The organism is Lysobacter sp. Root983, assembly GCF_001429345.1.
GTDB lineage: Bacteria > Pseudomonadota > Gammaproteobacteria > Xanthomonadales > Xanthomonadaceae > Lysobacter.
Map to the genome: position 1 here is coordinate 500,918 of NZ_LMJO01000001.1, position 21,279 is coordinate 522,196.

The 21,279-nt window shown below is 61.8% G+C and carries 17 protein-coding genes; 6 read left to right on the top strand and 11 right to left on the bottom strand.

The features are described from left to right. Nucleotides 1-20: 20 nt before the first annotated feature. The 4 genes from ASE43_RS02235 to ASE43_RS21495 are packed head-to-tail and all read right to left on the bottom strand — an operon-like array spanning nt 21 to nt 4,961. Nucleotides 21-1,409, bottom strand: coding sequence for a hypothetical protein (locus ASE43_RS02235; RefSeq protein ID WP_157499618.1), 1,389 nt, complete (start codon nt 1,407-1,409; stop codon nt 21-23). Beyond that, on the bottom strand, nt 1,406-2,335 hold the full coding sequence (locus ASE43_RS02240; protein ID WP_057159313.1) for an ATP-binding protein: 930 nt from the start codon (nt 2,333-2,335) through the stop codon (nt 1,406-1,408). Before ASE43_RS02240 ends, ASE43_RS02235 begins: the two co-directional genes overlap by 4 nt. Then, nucleotides 2,335-4,296 (bottom strand): hypothetical protein, encoded by a 1,962-nt coding sequence (locus tag ASE43_RS02245; RefSeq protein WP_157499619.1) that lies wholly within the window; start codon nt 4,294-4,296, stop codon nt 2,335-2,337. Before ASE43_RS02245 ends, ASE43_RS02240 begins: the two co-directional genes overlap by 1 nt. After that, nucleotides 4,293-4,961: a hypothetical protein gene (locus ASE43_RS21495; RefSeq protein WP_157499620.1), complete on the bottom strand. Its 669-nt coding sequence runs from the start codon at nt 4,959-4,961 to the stop codon at nt 4,293-4,295. Before ASE43_RS21495 ends, ASE43_RS02245 begins: the two co-directional genes overlap by 4 nt. A gap of 307 nt (nt 4,962-5,268) precedes the next feature. Here ASE43_RS21495 and ASE43_RS02255 point away from each other — a divergent pair, with 307 nt between their 5' ends. Beyond that, the gene (locus ASE43_RS02255) at nt 5,269-6,261 is read left to right on the top strand and encodes a hypothetical protein (protein WP_057159316.1); all 993 of its coding nucleotides are present in this window, start codon (nt 5,269-5,271) and stop codon (nt 6,259-6,261) included. A gap of 296 nt (nt 6,262-6,557) precedes the next feature. Here the strand turns inward: ASE43_RS02255 and ASE43_RS21000 are convergent, their stop codons facing one another. The 3 genes from ASE43_RS21000 to ASE43_RS02270 all read right to left on the bottom strand — a co-directional run bounded on the left by ASE43_RS21000 (nt 6,558) and on the right by ASE43_RS02270 (nt 9,880). Then, on the bottom strand, nt 6,558-8,471 hold the full coding sequence (locus tag ASE43_RS21000) for a zinc-binding alcohol dehydrogenase family protein (protein WP_082607048.1): 1,914 nt from the start codon (nt 8,469-8,471) through the stop codon (nt 6,558-6,560). Nucleotides 8,472-8,481: 10 nt separating this feature from the next. Then, nucleotides 8,482-8,805 carry a hypothetical protein gene (locus tag ASE43_RS02265; protein WP_157499621.1) on the bottom strand — a complete coding sequence of 108 codons (324 nt, stop codon included), beginning with the start codon at nt 8,803-8,805 and terminating at the stop codon, nt 8,482-8,484. 427 nt (nt 8,806-9,232) lie between these two features. Then, a complete protein-coding gene (locus ASE43_RS02270) occupies nt 9,233-9,880 on the bottom strand; it encodes a BON domain-containing protein (protein ID WP_057159318.1) in 648 nt (215 codons plus the stop codon). Nucleotides 9,881-10,293: 413 nt separating this feature from the next. On the opposite strand from ASE43_RS02270, the gene ASE43_RS02275 reads away from it, so the two are divergent. The 4 genes from ASE43_RS02275 (at nt 10,294) to ASE43_RS02290 (ending at nt 15,331) form a co-directional block, all read left to right on the top strand. Next, the gene (locus tag ASE43_RS02275) at nt 10,294-12,276 is read left to right on the top strand and encodes a PAS domain S-box protein (protein WP_057159319.1); all 1,983 of its coding nucleotides are present in this window, start codon (nt 10,294-10,296) and stop codon (nt 12,274-12,276) included. Between the two features lie 323 nt (nt 12,277-12,599). Further along, entirely contained in the window at nt 12,600-13,373 is a 774-nt protein-coding gene (locus ASE43_RS02280; RefSeq protein ID WP_057159320.1) for a glucose 1-dehydrogenase, read from the top strand. A 221-nt stretch (nt 13,374-13,594) separates the two neighbouring features. Then, nucleotides 13,595-14,611, top strand: a complete 1,017-nt coding sequence (locus tag ASE43_RS02285) for a L,D-transpeptidase (RefSeq protein ID WP_200956199.1) — start codon at nt 13,595-13,597, stop codon at nt 14,609-14,611. 18 nt (nt 14,612-14,629) lie between these two features. Continuing rightward, nucleotides 14,630-15,331, top strand: coding sequence for a murein L,D-transpeptidase catalytic domain family protein (locus ASE43_RS02290; RefSeq protein WP_057159322.1), 702 nt, complete (start codon nt 14,630-14,632; stop codon nt 15,329-15,331). 424 nt (nt 15,332-15,755) lie between these two features. Here ASE43_RS02290 and ASE43_RS22790 read toward each other — a convergent pair whose 3' ends face one another. The 4 genes from ASE43_RS22790 to ASE43_RS21005 all read right to left on the bottom strand — a co-directional run bounded on the left by ASE43_RS22790 (nt 15,756) and on the right by ASE43_RS21005 (nt 18,455). Next, nucleotides 15,756-15,887, bottom strand: a complete 132-nt coding sequence (locus ASE43_RS22790; RefSeq protein ID WP_255356340.1) for a hypothetical protein — start codon at nt 15,885-15,887, stop codon at nt 15,756-15,758. A 19-nt stretch (nt 15,888-15,906) separates the two neighbouring features. Beyond that, nucleotides 15,907-16,044, bottom strand: coding sequence for a hypothetical protein (locus tag ASE43_RS21500; protein WP_157499622.1), 138 nt, complete (start codon nt 16,042-16,044; stop codon nt 15,907-15,909). 78 nt (nt 16,045-16,122) lie between these two features. Further along, on the bottom strand, nt 16,123-17,577 hold the full coding sequence (locus tag ASE43_RS02295; protein WP_082607050.1) for an MBL fold metallo-hydrolase: 1,455 nt from the start codon (nt 17,575-17,577) through the stop codon (nt 16,123-16,125). A 44-nt stretch (nt 17,578-17,621) separates the two neighbouring features. Then, complete coding sequence (locus ASE43_RS21005) at nt 17,622-18,455, bottom strand: universal stress protein (protein WP_162258741.1); 834 nt, start codon at nt 18,453-18,455, stop codon at nt 17,622-17,624. 291 nt (nt 18,456-18,746) lie between these two features. Here ASE43_RS21005 and ASE43_RS02305 point away from each other — a divergent pair, with 291 nt between their 5' ends. Further along, a complete protein-coding gene (locus ASE43_RS02305; protein ID WP_057159324.1) occupies nt 18,747-21,278 on the top strand; it encodes a cation-translocating P-type ATPase in 2,532 nt (843 codons plus the stop codon). Nucleotide 21,279: the final 1 nt, after the last annotated feature.

Genomic DNA, 21,279 nt, shown 5'->3' on the forward strand with positions numbered 1-21,279 from the left:
CGGCCTCCCCCGTAACCTGACTAGGGCAACCCTAAGAGGCGATCAAAATACATGCGGCGGTAGAGCCTGCCGGATGCGCCGAGCGTACTTTTCCCCTGCTCCACACTCACGCGCCCAACCACGCGGCGCACACGCTTAACCTTACAGCGATCACCGACTCCCTCGTCCAGGAGACGGAATCGGATCAGTCGAGTCGATGCACACCAGGGGCGTCGCCAATCCAAGCGTAGATCCCGGAATGAGGTACGCGTCAATCCCACCAGCGCTTGCACGCGCCTGGACTGCTGCCACTGGGATGCACGCTGCGAGGTGACTTCCTGGGCCACGTACAAGCAGTACTGCAGATGACTCTTGAGGGCCTTGTACAGAGCCAGCACCACGGTACGGTCGATCGACATCGGAGGGTCCGTCCGGGCGGCATAGCGTTCGATGCCCAAGCCCAGCGTCTGGCGCCAACACCAGAACCCGATGGCCACCGGGCAGCACCGCAAAAAGCGGTCGTGGCCGACCCAAGGCCGTGTGAGATTCTCGCCCATTAGGACGTACGGACCATCCAGGCAACGCGAATGCACGGGCCCTCGCGTGCGCAGGAACCACCGCGCCACGTGGGCGGCGGCAGCGCGATACTCCTCAAAGCTTTCGCATTCTTCTCCCGCTGGACCCGGGACCGCCCCGGCCGGTGCCGGTTCAGTCGTCACCTGTGCCTGTGGCCCCAGGCGTCTGCGCACCGCGTGGTGGAGCCGGTTTTGCTCGGCCTCAATGCACACGGCGTCCACCCGTAACCCCCATGGACTGTCCCCCTCCTCAGACGGTGCCATGAAGCGCTCCAGGATGCGCAACGACGGCATCAAGCGCGCCGTGGCGTCCGCGACTTTGTGGCGCTGCGATGGCGGACGGGGTTGGCCGAAGACGTCACCGGCAGTCAGCGGCTTACAGCATGTGGCGCAACAGAACGCCGGCGTTCGCCCGAGGAACTGTTTGCTCAACGGCCATCTACAGTGATGGCAAATCGTGCGTAGGGCAATGCCGTGCAGATGACATGTGGTCAAGGCCAAGTGTTGATGCACCCTCAGGTGAATGCCTGCCGCCAGACACCGCGGGCAGACACGCAACAGCGAGCTACGCCAGTCCCCGGGCAGGTCCCGGGACTCCAGGGCCTGCGCCTGTGCGATCCATGTCTTCAGGGACATGCCCTGTACGTTCGGCATGAGGCTGGGATTGCACAGTCGGTGCAGCCAGTGCTCGGGCTCCTCCCAATTGACCGCCGCAACTCTGTGCCCGGAACTGCACGCATTGACATACTGCGGCGGCGTCAGTCCCTGGAACCAAACCACCTTGCTCATGACCGAATACAGCGATTCCTCGGGCAGGATGCAGTCATCACGCCATGGAACGAATACGGGGCTCATCGCGTGATCTCCTGCGCCGCCTTGGTCAGTAGGTCGTCGCGTAACACCAGGCCCGGCGCGTCCAGTTGCCGATGCAGCACACAGATTTCGGCTAGGTAAGTGGCCACGTCTTCCATACCCACGCCACGATCGATTTCGCCGGCGCTTAGCTCGTACGTCAGTGCGTTCCACAGCAGCATGCCTTGGACCTGGAAGCGAAAGCCCGCCTGGAAGGCCCGCGGGAACAGTAGTTGCGTATACGTCCAACCGCTACCTTCGGGGAACTCGGACTTGGCATCCATGGCTTCGCACAAGGCATCTAGATCGCCCTGCGAGGTGCAGCCTTTGAACTCGGTCACCCGCTTGAAGAAGCGGTCCATCAGGTCCTTGCGTCCAGCTCGGCGGACCTCATCGACGCGATCCAATAGTTGCCGCTGTCCCATCATGACGACGATGACCTTGATGCGCTTGCGGTTGAGCTTGTTGAGGATGCCGCGCAACCAGTTCAACTCACGGATGTGCAGTTCCTGGGCCTCATCGATGAGGAAGAACACGCGCATATCATCCCCGGCCAGTGCCAGCAGCGCTCGGGTCAGCTGATCGCGCTTGCCCGCTGGGCTGCGCACGATCGGAAAGCCTACCTCCAACTGAAGAAGGATGTCCTCCAGCATGCGCCCCTCGAAGGTCAGGTCCTCTTTCATGGGCTCGTAGATAAACACCCCGCTGGCGGGGAGCTTGCTGCGGATATGGTTCTCCAGGCTGGCCAGACAAAAGGACTTGCCGGTGCACGGATCGGCCCAGAACACATGGGAGTGGCGCAACCAGCCCGCACTGCACATGACCTCCTTGACCGCGTCCTGGACCGAGAGCGAAGGCAGTACAGCGGCATGGCCGATGATCGGATGCAGATCCCACAAGCGCTCACGCTCGGAAAGTAGATGCTCCATTAGCGGCGCCTCCCGCTGAAGGCGCGCAGTTCCGGCATGGCCGCGTGCCTGGGCGGTGGGGCCGGTGGAGGCGCGCGAACAGCCTTAAGGGCCGCATCCATGGACTGCTGGGCTACTACCTGCGCGTGCTGCTCCTGCGCATGCTGGTGCTCGGCGTACGCGGCTACCGCGCGAGTCTGCTCGGCCGTGAGGTCCGGGTTGTGGCAGGCCGCAGCGGCAATGTCCGCCAGGTGCGCGGCTATGGGATCCTCGTCGTATCTCACACGCAACTGGCCATCGCGAATGAGCTTGTTGAGGTGGATACGCTGGTCCAGGGTATGCGGATGGTGCCGCCAACGTCCAGTGACCGTGGCGGTGCCCAAGGACGCCCCTTGTTTGGTGAACAAACGCAGGTAACGGGCGTCACGCCTATCCAGGTGGGCGATGACGTACTCGCCCGCCAGGTCCCAGCGATCCGACAGTTCGACACCGACGTAGCTTTCCTCCTTCAGATACAGATGCGATCGTCGGCCTGTCTCTTCGCCGCCCTGCACTTTCAGCCGTAGGACACTCACATCCAGGCGTGGCATATGCTCCAGCAGTGGCGGCAGCTGCGGGAAGATCATGCCCTGCTCGGCATCGGCCAGTTGCCCGTGCAACTGCTCGATCTTACGCACGCCGTAAGCACCCTTAGCGTATCCGCGATTATGGGATCGCACCGAACGATAGATGAGTACCAAGGCTTTCGCCTCACTCATCTGCCGCTCACTCGCCGGCGGCGGCTCGATACGCAGCGGGTCCTGAGGGCCGGACCCCGTGGTTTCCTGCAGACGGTGGAAGCCAAAACGGGCCAGCGCACTGAACAGGCCTTCAATATTGGGACGGCGATCCGGACGCCGGGCCGGCCCGAGGTTGAGATCACAACCGAGGAGGCCTCGGGCCCGCTCATGAATCTCATCGGCTAAATGGGCCAGTGCGTTGTCCACCAGCAACTGGTTGAAGCTGCACCAGGTGAAAGGCAGACCCAGATCCGCCGGCATGGCCGGTGTGGGAGATGCGTCGCCGGCGTCGGCTGGCAACCCACCGCCCACGCAGGCGTGATGCAGAACGTCCAGGATGTCATGGGCCCTCGCCTGAGACCGAAAGATGACCTTCACTGCGATCACCAGACCACTGGCGCGATCCACCATGGCGATCAAACTCAAGCGCGGGCTCTTGATCCAGCGCCGTCCGCCGGGGGTGTCAAAGGCGATCCATCCTTTGAAGTGGCACAGGTGCTCGTCCAGTTCGACCACATCCAGGAACTGGGCTGCATGCAGGCGCGTGAACACACCGGTCCCCGTAGCTGACTGGGTCTTGGACTCGCGGCCGTACTGAGTGGTGATGATCGCGTCGACGTGATTGGCCAGGAAGCGGTTGACGTAGTCGTAGATCGCGTTGCGCCCACGCTTGTCGGTGTTGAAGGGCCACTTCTGCTCGGGCACCCGATACAGTTCGCACAGCTTGATGAACTTGGCGTAGGCCGGCCTGTGCCGGACTTTGTTCTCGTGCTCGGGCTGACGCGTGGCCGTGTCCATTAGATAGCGATCAAAATCAGCCTTCAGCTGCGGGTGATCGTGCATGAAAACCGCGCACGCTCCGCTGAAGCCGGCCTTGCCGTTGCGGCCACTGGGTGAGAATGCCTTGACGCGCAGCGGAGCGCGCAAGCGCACACCGCCAACGAGCCCGAGCCATCCGACTATCCGTCGCTCGGCATCCAGCGTGATGCAGCGATTGAACGCGCGCATCAGCTTCTCCCGGCATACGCCTTCCTCATCCTCGATGGCCTGAGTCTTGTCCCCACCGATATAGCGCGTGACCGCGTTGCGCAACCGGGAAAAACGGGCCTGGGTGTCAGTGTCCAGATGACTGATACAGACAGACCGCCACTGTGCGTGGTTCAGACGATCAGGCGGTGCGGTGGTACGGGTATAGCGCTTCATGGCCGTACGTCCATGAAAAGTTGGGTGTGTAAGGACCAGGGGCGGCGCTCGACATCGGCCCGGAGCTTGCGCTGACGCAACAGCAAGCCAATCACGCCCAGGACCATCGCTGGAGGGTGTCGATCCAATGCGCTCAGTGCGGCGGACACGGGAAGCGAAGCGGACGTACCGACCTGTTGTACGAGCTCACGCTCGATGGCCACGGTCGGAAACACACGTATCCGCCGGATCGCGGGGATGATGCGGCGCCAGTTGTCGATGCGCATGCGATGGGCATCCAGATCGGCCAGGGTGACGTATCGATCCGAGGGCGCCAGCAGTTTGGGCTGGGCTCGCGATGCACCACCCCAAAAAGCGCGACCGCTGACGCCAGCGCTGATAACGTCAGCAAAGTGCTCAGGGCCAGAACGCGTCCGCTTACGTCCTTGGGTGGGCGCCGTAGCAGGTGGATGGCGTAGCGGGTGGTAGTCGATGTGTTCCAGGCTGGGATCACCCTCGAGGAAGTAGAACAACTCCATCTTTGGATCGGAGTTGACGATGATGTCCTGCGTGTCCAGGGGAGGACGCAGCAGCCAGAGGTTGTAAGGACTTTGTCCGCGTTGTCGAACGGCGTCGGCAACACGGCTGCGCCCGCATTGGGCGGGCGTGGAGGTGCGTGGGCTCATGATCCTTTCCAGGTTGAGGGGAGGAAAGGCAGGGCACATTCGGGCGGCGTGGCGCGGGCGTGCAAGCCCCCGTTGACACGGAAAAAACCGCGCGCTAGAGTCACTTACACCTTGAATTTTTCCGCCTCGAATCAGAAAAAAAGCCGGCCGGCCAGCTGGTTTTTTTTTTGCCTGCCGAGTGAGTCTGTGAGTCATCGCATGGGCTTGTACTCCGGGCAGAGATTCCCGGATGCTAGATCACCGCTCAGGTCGTTGTCATAGATGGATTGGTTTGCAATCCATCGCCCCGTGCGAACGAGACAGGCACATGGCACAGAAGAAGCAGACCTACCTGGACGCGCTCGGTCCGATGCTGTGGACGCGCTTCTTACTACATCGACTTCAGTGCGATCTGGCTTCCCTCAATGCCCAGTTGCCGCAGCCAGTGGGACTGGCCGAACACAAAGGGTTTGTACTCGGCGTACGCCCTGCGCCGGATGCCCGCATTTCCGACATGTTCGGACGCATCCATGCCTTGGGTAAGAATCCCAACGGTGCCTACTTTACCGAGCCATATAGCGCGGGAGCCAAGTTCAACCTGTTCGAACGTGTGCTGCTGCGCGTGCCCGAGTCGCGTTACTGGCTGCTGGAGGAGGCCGAGACTTACATCAGTGGGCAGCCACGTGTTGATGACAGCGCCAGCGTCGTACGTACCCTGCTATCCGGTCGATCCGAAGTCTGGCTCAGCGCTGAGTGTGTGCATGCCTGGAGCGAGCACGATCTGCCAGGGCTTTCCCAGGCGCAGGAGGCGACACTCGAGCGCTTGGTGGCTGAAGCCTCGGCCGAGGCGCTCACGCTACTGCTGAGCCTGCTGCACCTGGCCGTGTGGCATCGCGCCGGCGAGGACGATGCGCCCCTGCGTAGCGCCGGTGTCGATGCCCTCGCCGCGGCGTGCCAGCGCTGCGCTGTGGCCATCGGCCATTTGGCCTGGCTGCGCGCAAGCGTACGCGGCCCGGAGCTGGCGGAAGACCTAGAAGTCGCCGTACACGGGGCCGTACGCTGGTTGCGACAGGATGGCTATCGCAGCGCCAGTGCCGATCAAGGGCTGCGCCGCTTCCCTGCCCTGCTGGTGCTGATACCCGATACCACGGACAACCAGCGGAACATGCTCGCGCTGAGCCTGCATTCCTCACTGTATGGGTTCGAGCCTATGCTGGATTTTGCCACCTACCCGACTTTGTCCCAAGACTGGAACGCAGTGCGGGACGTGCTGGCAGCGCAGGCGGTCACACGCGGAGGCACAGTGCTGCCAGCCGCATGACTTGAAAGTCCGCTTACCTGCAGGATGTATCGAGCGGCATATGTCTATAGATCCGGCCTGCACATTGGGCCCCTTGGCGGGCGTGAGCCGCACGGTGATCTCCTCGATGCTGCCGGTCAGAACCAGGGCATTGGTGAACCAAATGCTCAGCTCAAGGTTCTGTTACAAAGATGCGGCGTCAGCATAAAACTCACTGTTCCACAGAGAAGTATCGAGTAAAACACCGCATCCTATCCCACCATGCATCGCTGCGCGGCATGCTGCCTCGGGCCTCCATCGAATGACGGATGAGCAAGTCAGATCTTGCCTTCGCGTGCTGCCCTGAGCCGCGATAAGGCACGTTTGCTGAGGGCGCGCGCCGGAACACCGCCCCAGGTTTCTCCTGCAGCCACGCGCGAACCTGGTAATAGGACCGAGTGCGGCAAGATCGTCGCATCCGCGCCCACTTCGACATCACCCATCACGGTCGCGCCCTGTCCGATTGTCGCGCGAGCCCCGATCGAAACGGGTGCAATTGTTAAGTGACCGCCCCCGCCGAAATGTGCAAATAAATGAACAGCACCTCCGATGACCGTGTCATCGCCGATGCTTATTAGGCACGGATCGGAGATCAGCTCGGTGTTAATGAAGGCACGGCGCCCGATGCGCATTCCCATGGCACGCAGGAACCACGGCCCGAATGGCGTCAGCGTCACGAACGGCAGGAAGCTGTAACGGACGAGGTAGAACAACCCGTTGTGCACGCACCAAGGCAGTGAGGCGATGGTGAAGTAACCGCCACGATACGGGCCCATCCGTGTCGGCAGCAGGAAGTTGTAGATCGGAACCACGACTAGCAGGGTGAAGCCCGCGAGGAAGAATGCCAAGCCATAGCCGAAACCGAGCAAGATCCAGTGCCAGGCGCCGGAGAGTGGGACCATCCGGGCTTGCCAAGCATCGAGGAACCACAGCGCCATGGCGATGGCTAACCCCATCGCAGTCGCGGCCAGAGCGTACAGCGCGAGCACGGCGACGAGGTGCGCAGCGGGGCCGAAGCGACGGATCAAGCTGTCCATCAGCCGAAAGCGCGCTCGGGCCGGCCCGGCCGAGCACTCGGCGTCGCGCGTCTCATCCGGGTCGATCTGGCTATGTTCTTTCGAGGGCGCGCTCATGTCATCGCGCAATTGCGAACCAGTCAGCGCCTCGGGAACTTCAGAGTTCGACATCGTTGGCTCCAGGTCGGCAACGCATAGCACCGCCGCGCCTTCGACGCGGCTTTCGCGCAAATCCCGCATGGCCACGTTGGCGTGCTCAAGCGGATACGCCGTGGCGTGCACCGTGGGCGCATGCTCCTTCAGCACTTCGGAGAACTCGCGCGCGTCCTGGCGCGTGATATTCGCAACCGACAAGAGGCGACGCTCCTCCCACAGCAACCGGTAGGGAAACCCGGGGATGTCGGACATGTGGATGCCGCCGCAGACGACCGTGCCGCCCTTGCGAACGGCCTGGAGCGCCAGCGGCACGAGCGCCCCGTCGGATGCGAAAATGATCGCGGCATCGAGTGGCACGGGCGCGGGTTGCGTGGAGTCGCCGGCCCAGGTAACGCCCAGTGAGCGGGCGAACGACTGCGTCGTGGAATCACCTGGCCGCGTGAAGGCGTAAACGCGACGCCCCTGTTGCATCGCGATCTGTGCCACCAAGTGCCCCGCCGCGCCGAAACCGTACAGTCCGAGCGAATCGCACAGCCCGGCCAGCTTGAGACTGCGCCACCCGATGAGGCCCGCGCACAGCAGCGGTGCCGTGGTCACCGGATCGCAGTCAACAGGCAATGGCACGCAGTAAGCGATACGGGCAATGATGTGGCTCGCGAAACCGCCGGCGCGCGTGTAGCCGGTGAACTCCGGGTGATCACACAGGTTCTCGCGCCCCTCGCGGCAATAGCGGCACTGACCGCATGTGCCGCCCAACCACGGCACACCGGCACAGTCGCCCTCCTTGAAGCCCAAGCCGTCGGTGTCGGTACCGAGGGCTTCGACGATGCCGACGACCTCGTGCCCGGGAACCATGGGCGTATGCTCGTGCGGCAACTCGCCATCGACCACATGCAGGTCGGTGCGGCAGACGCCGCAGGCCAGCACGCGTAGTCTCAGCTCACCCGGCCCTGGTTCGACACGGTCAAACTCTTGCATAACAAGGGGTTTCCCAATCTCGGTGAGCACCATGGCACGCATGCGATTCCTTCTAGCGGCTCGTGGTTCGCCGAGCCGATGGCGCCATCAGCCAGCGAGCGAACCGGTCAGCTGCGGGCGAAGCGACGTGCTCGAGCGCGCCAGGCACCACGAACAGGTGTGCCGCGCCCTGGTGAGTAATCTCCGGGCAATCCGGCGCGCCGATTTTCTTGACATGCACGGTGTCAAGTTCGCAGCCAAGGGGATCGGCAACGACCTTGTCCATCGACATCGTGCCGCGCGGATTCGCGCCGATAACCGGATAGGTGCCGTGGAAGCGATCCGGGGCAAGCACCACCTGTGGCGCGGCTTCGAAGCGGCTTCTGAAAGGCAGCATGACTATGGCGGGATCCTGATCGAAGGCGTATCGGTCTCCAGACTCCCCCCTAGCCCCGACCGGCTCATTGACCTGCATCAATGGACACGCGCGCCTAGCGACGGATAGCCGGCCCCAGGCCCTCCCGGAGGCCTTAGCGCCGAGATAGTCTGCCGACCGCCGCTCCTCACCGCTATCCGCGGCCAGGCCCACCGGCTCGGGTGCAGTCCACGCGACGTCGACCAGCTATGCATTAAACAATCACGCATGTTAGGCCTCCGCGGAGAGGCCTCGAATGAACGCATGAGTCCTATGCGCTTCGCACGCAGACAGATTGATGAGGAGGGATTCGATGCGGTCGTCGTCGAGTCTGACTGGACGCCGGAACCGGGCACCCGACTGTCGAACTCGGCAGGCGGCGTGCACGATTCCGAAACCCCCTTCCACGTCAGGCAATACGCAGATGATCTTCCACCATGTGTACACCGGGGGTCGCCCAAGCGGCGCGCTCCACTGCCCTGCGTTCCTCCCAGTTGTCGACGCTGCCCGTGATGCTAACGCGACCGTTGCTGACTTCCACGTTTATGCGCGCCGCCTCGACATCGGCGTGCCGCTTGAGTGCAGAGGAAATTCGCTCTTTGATGTCGCCCGGAGTGACGATCGGATCGATCTTGATGTCGTTAATGACGCCTTTAACTCCGTTGAGGCGACGAACTGATGACTCGGCGGCGTGGCGCTGGTAGTTCCAATTCGCTTTACCGGTCAAAGTGATGAAGCCGTCCTGGACCCTCACCTGGATCGAGTCCTTCGACACAGGTGCGGACCACTGGAGGATGTTGAGCGCGCGTTGCGCGATCTCGTCGTCATTGGTCTTCTGGGCCATCGCAAGGCGGACCTGGATGTTCTGAGCTATGGCCTTGACACCCTTGACACGCCATGCGGCTCGCTCGACCGCGATCTTCTCCAGGTAGCTACGCACATGACCGTTGAGCGTCACGACGCCGTTCTCCGCCGCTACGCCGATGTCGGCTGAGTCGAAACTCGGATCAAAGTCGAGCTCATCGATAACGCTCTGCCGCAGTTCCTTGTCGTTCATAGTTCACCTCCATTGGGGGAATACCGCGGGAGGATTACGCGACAACACGGATGTTCGAGTATTGACCACGATCAACTAACTTGCTTGATAGCAAGATCGCAGCGAATGACATGATCTATGGCGACGCTCAAAAAAGGGCACTCATTTGAGGTAAAGAGGCGCAAAGCTCTATCTGAACAGGCTAGTTGCGCCCAAAAGATTGGTTCAACGGGATGGACCTTTCCGTGTCATCCGCACAACCAGTAGTTATTCGCTTGATGTAGCTGAACAGCGCGCCGCCCGGCAGTGCATTTTTTCCGTGGAGGATTCTTGTTGTATGTCCCACCCCAGCGGCGCATGATCAGACTCCAATCGAAGCCAATCTGCACGCAGAGATACGGGCTGAGTATTCCTCCGAAAAGGGGGTGGCTTTCATGGAAATATTCCCGCAACTGTTCGAGTCAGTTCCCGACGCGTTAATCATCGTTGACGACGAGGGACGTATCGTCATGGCGAACGGGAACGCCGAGCAATTGTTCGGCTACCCAAGGAATGGCATGAATGAGCTGTTCGTGGAGGACCTCATGCCAATGGGGGCACGCGAACGGCATCGCTTGCATCGCAGCGACTACATGAGGAATCCGCGCGTCCGCCCGATGGGCAGTGGCAACATGACGCTGGTCGGGCAGCGATGCGATGGCCAGCAATTCTCGGTGGAGATCGCATTGAGCGTGTTGATCGAGGATGACGGTCGGCGTTTCCTGGCGTCGGTGCGTGACATCTCCGAGACGCAACGCGCACGGCAGGCACTGTCGCGCGCTCGATACGACGCCGTGGTTGCCACCATCGGACAACTAGCCGTTGCCTCCGAGGGAGCCGACGTCATCGAGCGGCTGCCCGAAATACTGGCCGACGCGCTGGAAGTCCCGCACGTCGCTGTGGTTATGCTACGCAATGGAGATCCGCAGATCTCAGCGAGCACCCCGCACAGTGGCGCGGACGGCACCTCGCCCTGGAAGCACGTCCTTTCGGCCCCACTCCAGTCCGTACTCGGCTCCGCTATGCCGTTGATAGTGCAGCGGCAGGACGATACCGACACCCCTCCCGGCTGGCCAGATTGTGCCGCGAGCGGGGCCATAGTTCCGTTGCCAGATCGAGAACGTCCCATGGGCGCGTTGCTCGCACTCTCGCCGCAAGCCGGACGATTCGACCACGATGCGCTGCAACTTCTGCAGACCGTCGCGAGCCTGGTGGCTTCTATGATCCAGCGTAGACGAACCGAAGAACAGCTTGCGCATTCGCAGAGACTGGATGCGATCGGACAATTGACCGGCGGTATCGCACACGATTTCAACAACTTGCTGACCGTAATGTCGGGGAGCTTGCAGTTGCTCGAGTCGGATTACGACACGCAGCCGAGTGCTCGCAAAGTCATCAACAGCGCTCTGCGATCGGTGACCCGGGGAGCCGAGCTCACTTCGAAGCTGTTGGCCTTTGCACGTCGTCAGCACCTCACACCGAGGGCCATCGATCCTGCCACATTGCTTGGCGATTTGAAGCTGTTGCTGCACAGCACATTGGGTGATGCTATCCGGCTCCACACTAAGTGCCCCTCAGACATGCCGGCGCCATTCGCGGACATATCGCAACTGGAGAGCGCGCTGGTTAATCTCACGCTGAACGCGCGCGACGCCATGCCTGTCGGTGGTGAGATCACCATCAGTGCTAGCGAACAGTGGGTGACTGCAAACTCGGCCGCTCCCGAGCAACGACCAGGACACTATGCCGTGTTCTCCGTAGCCGACAATGGTGGCGGAATGACCCCTGAAGTGCAGACCAGGGCGCTAGAACCATTCTTCACCACCAAAGCCCTTGGCCACGGTAGCGGCCTCGGCTTGAGCATGGTGTACGGCTTCGTCAACCAGAGCGGCGGGCACCTGCGGATTCAGAGTGAGATCGGCCGCGGCACAAAAGTGGAGCTGTATCTGCCCATCGCTGGCATGGAGCCCTACGCCGGCATCGCGCAGGCGTTCGCTGATGACGTCCGTGGCAGCGAGACAGTACTGGTGGTGGAGGACGAGTTCGATGTGCGTCAGATCGCGGAATCGTTTCTCAAGTCGCTCGGTTACACCGTGATTGTGGCAGGCAGCGCCGCCGAGGCATTGGAGAAGATCGCGGGACATTCCGAGGTCGCCCTGATGTTCAGCGACGTCATGCTGGGCGGAGGCATGAACGGTGTGGAGCTAGGGCATGCCGCGATTGTGTTCCGGCCGGACCTCCATGTTCTTCTGACCTCAGGCTACGAAGAGCCATCTGCCATGGCGGCTATGAGCTCCTCCAATCGCTTCGAACTGCTCCGAAAGCCGTACCGCCGAGAGCAGTTGGCGGTGGCCGTGCGCCGTACGCTTCGGGACTGACACTGCCGAGCAGATCGCGGCGCCGACGATTAGGGGCATCTCGCCCATGGCACGTTCTTCGCACCCATACGTCCGCCAACGTCGAGAAAGCTCGCCAAAGACGCCGACGGAAGTTGGCGACCCTTCTTGATGTCAGCGGCCCGTCGTGCTGCATCGTGGCTCCATCCATACATCCCTGAGATGAATCAGCATTTGGTGACGCTAGCGTCCCTTGATGCAGGTCAACACAGAAGCAGGATCTTCGGCGCCCACTGGCGCCACGTCAACCATGCTCGAGATCGAGGACTCGAGTCCGCCAATCGACAAGGAACTGCGAGGAAATCATGAATCGGGTCAAAGGCAAGATCTGTATCATAACCGGGGGCTCGCTCGGCATAGGTCGTGCGTGCGCGCAGCGACTGGCCGAGGAAGGCGCACGAATCGCCATCTTCGACCTCCTGGACGAACCTGGTCACGCGGCGATCGATGCCATCCAGGCACGCGGTGCTCAGGCCCGCTACTGGCATGTCGAAATTGCCGACGAACGCTCCGTCGCTGCCGCCGTTGCTGGCGTGGCAGCCCATTTCGGCGCCATCGACGTACTGGTCAATAACGCCGGCATTGCCGGCGCCAACAAGCCCACGCACGAGATCACCGAGGCTGAGTGGGACCGGGTGCAGGCAGTCAACGTCAAGGGCGTGTTCTTCTGCACTAAGCACGTGATCCCGCACATGAAGCGCGCGCGGGCCGGCAGCATCATCAACCTATCCTCCATCTATGGCTTGGTCGGCGCACCAGATTCCCCCCCGTACCACGCGTCTAAGGGCGCAGTCAGGCTAATGACTAAAACGGACGCGATGTTCTACGCCGCCGACGCTATCCGAGTGAATTCGATCCACCCCGGATTCATCTGGACACCCATGGTGGTCGGCTACCTACGCGCTGGCGGCGCCGTCGACCTCGAGCTCGCGCGAGGGGCCCTGAGCAAGCACCATCCGCTCGGCCACGTCGGCGAGCCGGACGACATAGCCTGGGGCGTGGTCTATCTTGCCTCCGACGAGTCCCGTTTTATTACCGGCTCCGAGTTGATCATCGATGGTGGCTACACGGCGCAGTGATAGGGATAGGGTGAATAGTCGCCTCCGGATCATCCCCCACTGGATATCTGGCTCGTATGGTTACCCGCGCATCGGTTCCTCGATCTACTTTTCACCGATGCGCAGCCCCTCGCCGGCTGTGGAAGTCGATGCGGCCGATTGATCCAAATCAATCCAGGGCGATCTGTTGCGGGGCAGACTTTCCGACAAGACGCTATCTTCTCGCGTCAGGATTACCGATCTTGTCTTCGACTTTCCGCTACTGCCTGGCACTGCTATTCGCGACCGCTTCGACCTACGCGCAGTCTCAAGAATCGTCGGCCCAGTCCTCGCAGCAACTGCCCGCACCGGGCTATGTCTGGATGCCACAATTGTCGCCTGAGGGCCCTACAACGATCGTGGTCAGCCTGCAGGAACAACGCGCTTACGTGTACCGCAATGGCGTGCGTATAGGCATTTCGAAGGTGAGCACCGGCAAGCCGGGCTACGAGACCCCAACCGGCGTATTCACTATCCTGGAGAAGCATCGCGAACATTACTCCAATCGCTACGACAATGCGCCCATGCCGTTCATGCAGCGGCTGACCTGGGATGGCGTAGCGCTGCACGCCGGCAACGTGCCGACGTATCCGGCTTCGCACGGATGCATACGACTGCCTTACGCGTTCTCTGAAATCCTGTTCGGCATCACCGCCCGCGGCATGACAGTGGTCGTGACCGACGCGGCTACCGCCCCGACAGTGGTCTATCCGGGATTGTTCGCTGCCGCCGGCGAGCTGGCGGCGACCTCGGACGTTCCGATCCCAGTTTTCCTCTGGGCGCCACAGCGCTCTCCCGACGGTCCGATTACCATCGTGCTCAGCTCGCACGATCGGGAAATCATGGTTCTGCGCAATGCCGTCGAAATCGGCCGCGCCCACGTCGCGGTGGCCGAGGGCGCTTTACAGGGTACCCGCGTCTACCTGCTGCTCCAGGGCGCCGGCCCGGAGGCCAGCGTCGTCGTTCCGGGACGCCCGGCGCTACGCTGGCTTGCAGTCTCCGACGGGATACCGGGGACGGCTCGGCCTGATCTGCGCCCCCTGGTCGCTACAGGGCAACTACGTATCGATCCGGGCTTTGCCACGCGGGTATACGAAGCCCTGGCGCCCGGCGCCACCCTAGTGGTAACAGACGAGCCGATTAAGGCGGCGGGCGCCACCGATCTCACTATCCTGCAGGGCGCACAAACCGCAGACGAAGTACCCGTCCGTTCACCCTAAGCCGGCTATGCTGGTGACATGTTTCGTATTGCTTGCCTTGTCTTGAGCTCGTTGGCCGCTGCGGCATCCCATGCAGCGCAGCCAGCTGCTCCGGCCGTCTTGGCTTCCGGCGACCTGCTGAGCCGGTTGCAGGTAGCCGCTCCCGGTATCGATCGCACCGCGCTTTCGTTGGCGCTGGATGCACGAGATTGCGCAATTCGGTCCGGCACCGTAACCGCCTCACAACGATTGGGCGTAATCGATTATTCGCGGCCATCGACCGAACGCAGACTGTGGGTGTTCGATCTTTCGCATGCGCGTCTGCTGTATAACGAATTCGTGGCGCATGGCCGCGGCAGTGGCGAGAACTTCGCCACGGCTTTCTCCAACCGCGACGGCAGCCATCAATCGAGCTTGGGCTTGTTCGTCACCGCCGATACCTACGTCGGTGGCAACGGCTATTCATTGCGCATGGAAGGGTTAGAACCTGGCGTCAACGACAAGGCGATGTCTCGAACCATCGTCATGCACGGCGCACCTTATGTGGATCCAGACTTGGCCTCGCAGCAGGGCCGATTGGGCCGCAGCTACGGTTGCCCGGCGCTGCGCCCAGCTGTGGCGCGAGAGATGATCGATACGCTCAAGCAAGGGCAATTGCTGTTCGCGTACTACCCCGATCGCGACTGGATAGCGCATTCGCGCTTCTTCAGCTGCCCCATTCAGGCGGTGACCAGCCGTTGACCCCATCACCGCGGTCGCGCTCCAATTGAGGTTATTGCCGCTCCAGCCCTCCCCACTGGTCTGCTTGCGAGTCCGCTGGCTCTGCAGCCACGCCAGATGTTCCAAGGTGCAGAGCTCGGTAGTTTTTGCTTATGAACGCTCACTGCCGAGGAGAAGGCGGCCATTGTCACCGCTGTGCTCCTACTTGGCTACCGCTGACGTGTCGAGCATGGGGCTGTCGATCCATCGCCGGGCTAACGTCGGCGCATCTGGCCCCGTATCAGGCGTAAGTGCGATGACCTGCTCGACTTTTGTCGGTCAGAAACCAGAGCATATGTGAACGCATTGCTGGGCTACTCGTCGGCCAGCGCCAACAGCAAGGGACGCGGCGGCTTCTCGCAGCCAACCCTGTCGACGCCTCATCCAGCTTGGTATTCCAACCGACTCATGCATTCCAGAACGCGCGTTCGTACAGAATCATCTGCGTGACGGCGATGCTCTCGCCACTGTAGTGGTTCTGGTTGGCGTCCTGGAACACTTGCTGGATCGTGACCGCATTGCCGGGACCCAACACCAAGCGGCATCCGGCGACGGAATCAGGCCATCCGCGCGCAGGCCTTGTAAAACACCTGGAACCTGGCGCTGACGACGGCGCTGGCCAATCGTTGACTGGATTCAACGCCTCCAGCCATGCGCGGCGCCTGTGTCTTCAGTTCTATTTTCTGCAGGTCCACCTGGGCTGTTCCCAACGCGAAATGCCCTTGCCGGGGGTCTCCGTGGTACTGGAAGGGAGCCCCACGCGGTTCACAAGATTACGATGCATTAGGCTTCCCGATGCCCAGGGAAGCGCCAGTCATTGATCCAGCGTCTGCGGCACTGGACATCAGGTCGATTGTCGCGCCGTACTCCGGCACGAAGGCAGCCAAACCCAGCTCGTGCTCGATCCGTACTCGCAACCTGTCTGCCGCATGCGGTTCGCCATGCGTGACGAATACCCCACGCGGGCGAATCGGTGCCGCCCCCAACCAGGTGATGATCTCGGACGCGTCGGCGTGCGCGGATGCCGACGCCAGCTGTTTAACCTGCGCTTTGATTGAAACATCTTGCCCATAGATGCGCACATGGCCCGCCCCGGCGGCCAGTAGCGCTCCCCGTGTGCCGCCGGCCTGAAATCCGCACAGAATGATCGCGTTGAGCGGATCGGGAGCAAATGCAATCATGTGATGAAGAACGCGTCCGCCGGTCACCATTCCACTCGCCGATACGATCACCATCGGCCCCTTGCGTCCATTGAGCTCCTTGGATTCCTCCGGGCTGTTGACGATCCGAGTGTTGCGGCACATCCGCTCCAATGCGGCTTCGTCGAGGCGCAGTTGGCTGGAATACTGGCGATACAGGGAAGTAACATCGGTCGCCATGGGGCTATTCAGATAGACAGGCACAGCGGGCAGCTCTCCCTCCTCCTGCAACTGCGCGATTACATGCAGCAAGGACTGCGCCCGACCTACCGCAAATGCCGGAATTATGGCCACGCCACCTCGCAGCAACACCGGCTTGAGGGCCTCACACAACTCCTGCTTCGTGCTGCCCAGCGGATGCTCCCGGTCGCCATAGGTCGACTCGGTGACGATCCAGTCACTGGCTGCAGGTCGACTCGGTGCTTGCATCACCGGGTCGTTATATCGCCCGATATCGCCGCTGAAAGTCACGCGCACGCCTCGGTAAACCAGGGTGAGGGCCGCTGCGCCGAGAATATGGCCCTGACTTCTGAAGCTGGCGGTCACTCCCGGTACGGGTTCGAACGGCGCATCGAAATCCCAGGTGCGCATCCGCCGTACGGCCTCGTGAGCGCTGACCACGTCGTAAAGCGGCTCTGCCGGATGGTGCTTCGTCGTGCTGGCTCGGTTGGCGTAGCCGGCTTCCTCCTCCAGCAAGTGAGCTGAATCCGGGAGCAAAATTCCGCATAGTTGCCGCGTGGCGGGCGTGCACCAAATGGCGCCTTCAAACCCCGTCCTCACCAACCTGGGAAGGTAACCACTGTGATCCAGGTGCGCATGCGTCAACACCACCGCATCGATCGTGGCGGGACCCACCGGAAACGCCGCCCAATTGCGCAACCGGAGCGCCTTGAATCCTTGGAACAATCCGCAATCTACCAGCAGCCGTTTGTCGTCGGCCTCAATCAGATAGCGAGACCCAGTGACAGTTCCCGCCGCGCCCAAGAACGTCAGACGGAATACCGGCGGCTTCGACGGCGCGATGCCCATGGAGGCACTCCCATATCGTGCATATCGCTGTTATACAGATCATTTTAATGCGAAAAGAACACCGGAACGCTGGTGTTCTCCAATAGGTACTGGGTCACCCCCCCAAACCTCTGCTCCATCAAGTGCGAATGGCTGTATCCGCCGGCGACAACTAGGTTCGCACCGGCCTCACGTACCCGCTCGGCGATGACCTGGCCGACCGATGCGCCGGAACAGGTACGCCGAACGACCTCGACAACCACACCGTGGCGCGCGAGATGCGCCTTGATATCGGCCTCCGAATGATCGGCGCGCGTCTGCTCTTCCAGTCCTTCATCGACTATCAACAACTCAATCGAACCGGCCCAACGAAGCAGTGGCATCGCATCATGCAGCGCGCGCGTGCCTTCACGGGATGCGTTCCAGGCGATCGCGACGTGCAGCGCTGACGCCAGCCCGATTGCCGAGTCGGGCACAAGCAGCACGGGACGCCCTGCGCCTGAAAGCACCTCCGAGAAGAACTTGCGCCTGGAACTCAGGCCGACCTGAGGTTTCTCGATAACGACTAGATCTGCGTAACGCGCGTGACGGATGGCGATTTCCGACACAGTAAGCCAGTCCGCAGAGTTCCTGCGGATGTCCCAGGAAACGCCGGAGGACCTCAGCTCGATTTCGCTCGCGCGAGCCGCCTCGTCGGTCGCCGCCGCGACACTGTCACACATAGACCGATAATCGCCCGTGGGACGGTACTCGCGAGCGTCCGCAATGGTCGAGGCGATGCTGCCGCCTACCAGTGCTGTGACGCGACCACGCGATGGAGCCGCGATAGAACATGCGATGCGCAGGGCGGCGGTTGAGACATCGCCCCACAGTTGGGGAACCAAAACGTCCTTGAGCATGACGGTCTCCGCAATACGCCACCAGATTGCAGCCAGGCCCGGCAATCGATCTTGATCTGGATCAGTTCCCACACCGGAAGACTTGACCTGAATCAATGGAGCGCGGTGCCGCCCGTCTACTCTAGTGCGGCGGCTTGCTGCTGCTCGGATTCTTCGGGATCGCAGTGTTTCACGATCCGATGCAATGGTTTCTACACGGCGGGTTTTCCATGTCGGTATCGGGATTCGGTTTCGACCCACCATGCCGGCACGGATGAACGGATTTCCGTCGACAGATCAAGGGCAATTTATATGGAGTCCAAGCATGGCGACCCAACACTCCTGACCGGCCTTTCCAGCGACGACGCGGCACGGCGCTTGCAAGCCGACGGCCCGAACTTGCTGCCCGAACCGGACCGACGCAATTGGTTGTCGATAGTCGTCGGGGTGTTGCGCGAGCCGATGCTGCTGTTGCTGATTTTCGCCTCGGCTGTCTACCTGCTTCTAGGCGATGCGCACGAGGCTGTGGCGCTCTCCGTCTCGGTTGCGCTTGTGGTCGCACTTACCGTTTACCAGGACTACAGGTCCGAACGCGCGCTACAAGCGCTCCGAGAGATGAGCAGCCCGCAGGCGCGCGTCATCCGCGATGGAGAAATCCGATCGATCCCGTCTTCGAACCTGGTGGTCGGCGATGCGATCATGGTCGCCGAAGGTGATCGTGTTCCTGCCGACGCCCGGGTACTGAACGAAACCGACCTCATGCTCGACGAGTCCATGCTGACCGGCGAGTCGGCGCCGGTGCAGCGAGGCGCGGTGTCAGCCGGCGAACTGGATCGGATTCTCATCCATGCCGGCACTTTAGTGGTTCGCGGTCACGCCATCGCACAGGTTGAGGCCGTGGGTGTCGCCACTCAGGTCGGCCGGATTGGCGAAGCGCTGCATACACTGAGATCGCCGGCCACACCCATGCAACGGGAGATGCGATATGCAGTGCTGGTCTTTGCCGCGCTCGGCCTGAGCGTCAGCGTATTGGTCGCGCTGTGGTATGGCTGGACACGCGGCGACTGGTTGCAAGGAGTGCTCGCCGGAGTCACGCTCGCGATGGCCAATGTCCCCGAGGAGTTCCCTGTCGTGTTGACGGTGTTCCTGGCCTTGGGCAGCTGGCGCATGGCCCAACACAATGCTTTGATACGCCGCTCGCCGGCGATCGAGGCGCTGGGCTCGGTTACCGTCCTGTGCACGGACAAGACCGGCACCCTGACCGCAAACGAGATGACCCTCGCTGAGTTAGCGCTGGGCAGCGAGCGTTCGGCGCCGGCGGCATCTCATTCTCCCGAGCTCGAAGCCTTGCTCAGATGCGCTGATCGCGCCTGTCCGGAGCATTCGTTCGATCCGATGGACAAGGCGATCCGTATAGCGACCGCAGCTTCTTCCGCGGCGCAGGCGCAACCGAGCCCGATCCGGCTTCGCGAGTACCCGCTGTCCAAAGACCTGCTCGCTGTCACCCAGGTCTGGCAGATGCGAGACGAGCCCGTGCTGGAGATCGCCAGCAAGGGTGCTCCGGAAGCCATCGCGGATCTGTGCGATCTAGGCCATGACGAACGCTCTGCGAGCATGCAGTTTGCCGCGGAAATGGCGCACCGGGGTTTGCGCGTTATTGCTGCGGCATCAGCGGTCTGGACCGATACTCCCGGGACGCTACCGATCACTCCACTCAGCTTCCGCTACGAATGGCGCGGACTGCTCGGATTTGCTGACCCGCTGCGCTCGGGTGCTCGGGAAGCCGTCGCCGAGGCGAGGGCCGCCGGCATAAGAGTGATCATGCTCACCGGCGATCATCTGGATACCGCGCGAACGATCGCTGCGCAAGCCGGGTTGGCTCGTCCACAGGCCGCCATGCTTGGCACCGAGCTAGAGACGTTGGATACGGTGACCCTGGCGCAACGAGTACGCGATACCGATGTGTTCGCGCGTGTAAAACCCGAGCACAAACTGCGATTGATCGAGGCATTAAAGCGAAACAACGAGATCGTGGCTATGACTGGCGATGGCGTCAACGACGCTCCCGCGCTGATGGCCGCTCACGTGGGCATCGCAATGGGAGAGCGCGGCACCGATGTCGCGCGCGAGGCGGCATCCATCGTGCTGCTCGACGACAATTTCGTGACTGTGGTCAGAGCCGTGCGTCAAGGACGGGTCATCTACGACAATATATCGCGTGCGGTTCGCTACATTCTGGCCGTCCATGTCCCGATCACAGGTTTGGCCCTGTTGCCGCTCGTCTTGGGCGCCCCATTGATATTAATGCCTTTGCATGTCGTATTCATAGAGCTGATCATCGACCCTGCTTCTGCGCTGGTATTCGAGCGAGAATCCGCTGCTGCAGATGTCATGCATCGGCCTCCGAGGCCACCTTCGCGGCGCCTGCTGGACCTTTCGACCCTGCTGGGCAGTCTGGGCCAGGGCGCGATCGTCTTGGTTGCGGTCGTGGCTGTTTATTTGGCGGGGCTCGGAGCGGCCATACCCACGGAACAGATCGCCGCACTGTCCTTCACTGCGCTGATATCCGGGAATATCGGGCTGATCGTAGTGAACCGCGGTTTCACCCATGCGCACTGGTTCGGCCGAACCAGCAAAGCGTTCTGGGTATTGGTCTTGTCAGCGCTCGGCATGCTGCTTCTGATCACACGATTCGAAGGCCCTGGTTCTTGGTTTCGCTTCTCGCCTGCGCCGATTGATCTCTCCTGCCTGGCCTTGGTGATGCCCTTGGTGGGATTAGGATCCATCGAATTCGTACGTAGGGCGCTAGTAACTAAGCGACGTCAGCGCAGCGAACTGGGATAAA

Excerpts from the sequence above, each read along its gene's own strand:
- ASE43_RS21005 (WP_162258741.1), bottom strand. The coding sequence starts at position 18,455 with ATGCTCAAGGACGTTTTGGTTCCCCAACTGTGGGGCGATGTCTCAACC.
- ASE43_RS02240 (WP_057159313.1), bottom strand. The coding sequence starts at position 2,335 with ATGGAGCATCTACTTTCCGAGCGTGAGCGCTTGTGGGATCTGCATCCG.
- ASE43_RS02290 (WP_057159322.1), top strand. The coding sequence starts at position 14,630 with ATGTTTCGTATTGCTTGCCTTGTCTTGAGCTCGTTGGCCGCTGCGGCA.
- ASE43_RS02255 (WP_057159316.1), top strand. The coding sequence starts at position 5,269 with ATGGCACAGAAGAAGCAGACCTACCTGGACGCGCTCGGTCCGATGCTG.
- ASE43_RS02305 (WP_057159324.1), top strand. The coding sequence starts at position 18,747 with ATGGAGTCCAAGCATGGCGACCCAACACTCCTGACCGGCCTTTCCAGC.
- ASE43_RS21000 (WP_082607048.1), bottom strand. The coding sequence starts at position 8,471 with ATGCGTGCCATGGTGCTCACCGAGATTGGGAAACCCCTTGTTATGCAA.
- ASE43_RS02280 (WP_057159320.1), top strand. The coding sequence starts at position 12,600 with ATGAATCGGGTCAAAGGCAAGATCTGTATCATAACCGGGGGCTCGCTC.
- ASE43_RS02245 (WP_157499619.1), bottom strand. The coding sequence starts at position 4,296 with ATGAAGCGCTATACCCGTACCACCGCACCGCCTGATCGTCTGAACCAC.
- ASE43_RS02235 (WP_157499618.1), bottom strand. The coding sequence starts at position 1,409 with ATGAGCCCCGTATTCGTTCCATGGCGTGATGACTGCATCCTGCCCGAG.
- ASE43_RS02270 (WP_057159318.1), bottom strand. The coding sequence starts at position 9,880 with ATGAACGACAAGGAACTGCGGCAGAGCGTTATCGATGAGCTCGACTTT.
- ASE43_RS02275 (WP_057159319.1), top strand. The coding sequence starts at position 10,294 with ATGGAAATATTCCCGCAACTGTTCGAGTCAGTTCCCGACGCGTTAATC.
- ASE43_RS21495 (WP_157499620.1), bottom strand. The coding sequence starts at position 4,961 with ATGAGCCCACGCACCTCCACGCCCGCCCAATGCGGGCGCAGCCGTGTT.
- ASE43_RS02295 (WP_082607050.1), bottom strand. The coding sequence starts at position 17,577 with ATGGGCATCGCGCCGTCGAAGCCGCCGGTATTCCGTCTGACGTTCTTG.
- ASE43_RS02265 (WP_157499621.1), bottom strand. The coding sequence starts at position 8,805 with ATGCTGCCTTTCAGAAGCCGCTTCGAAGCCGCGCCACAGGTGGTGCTT.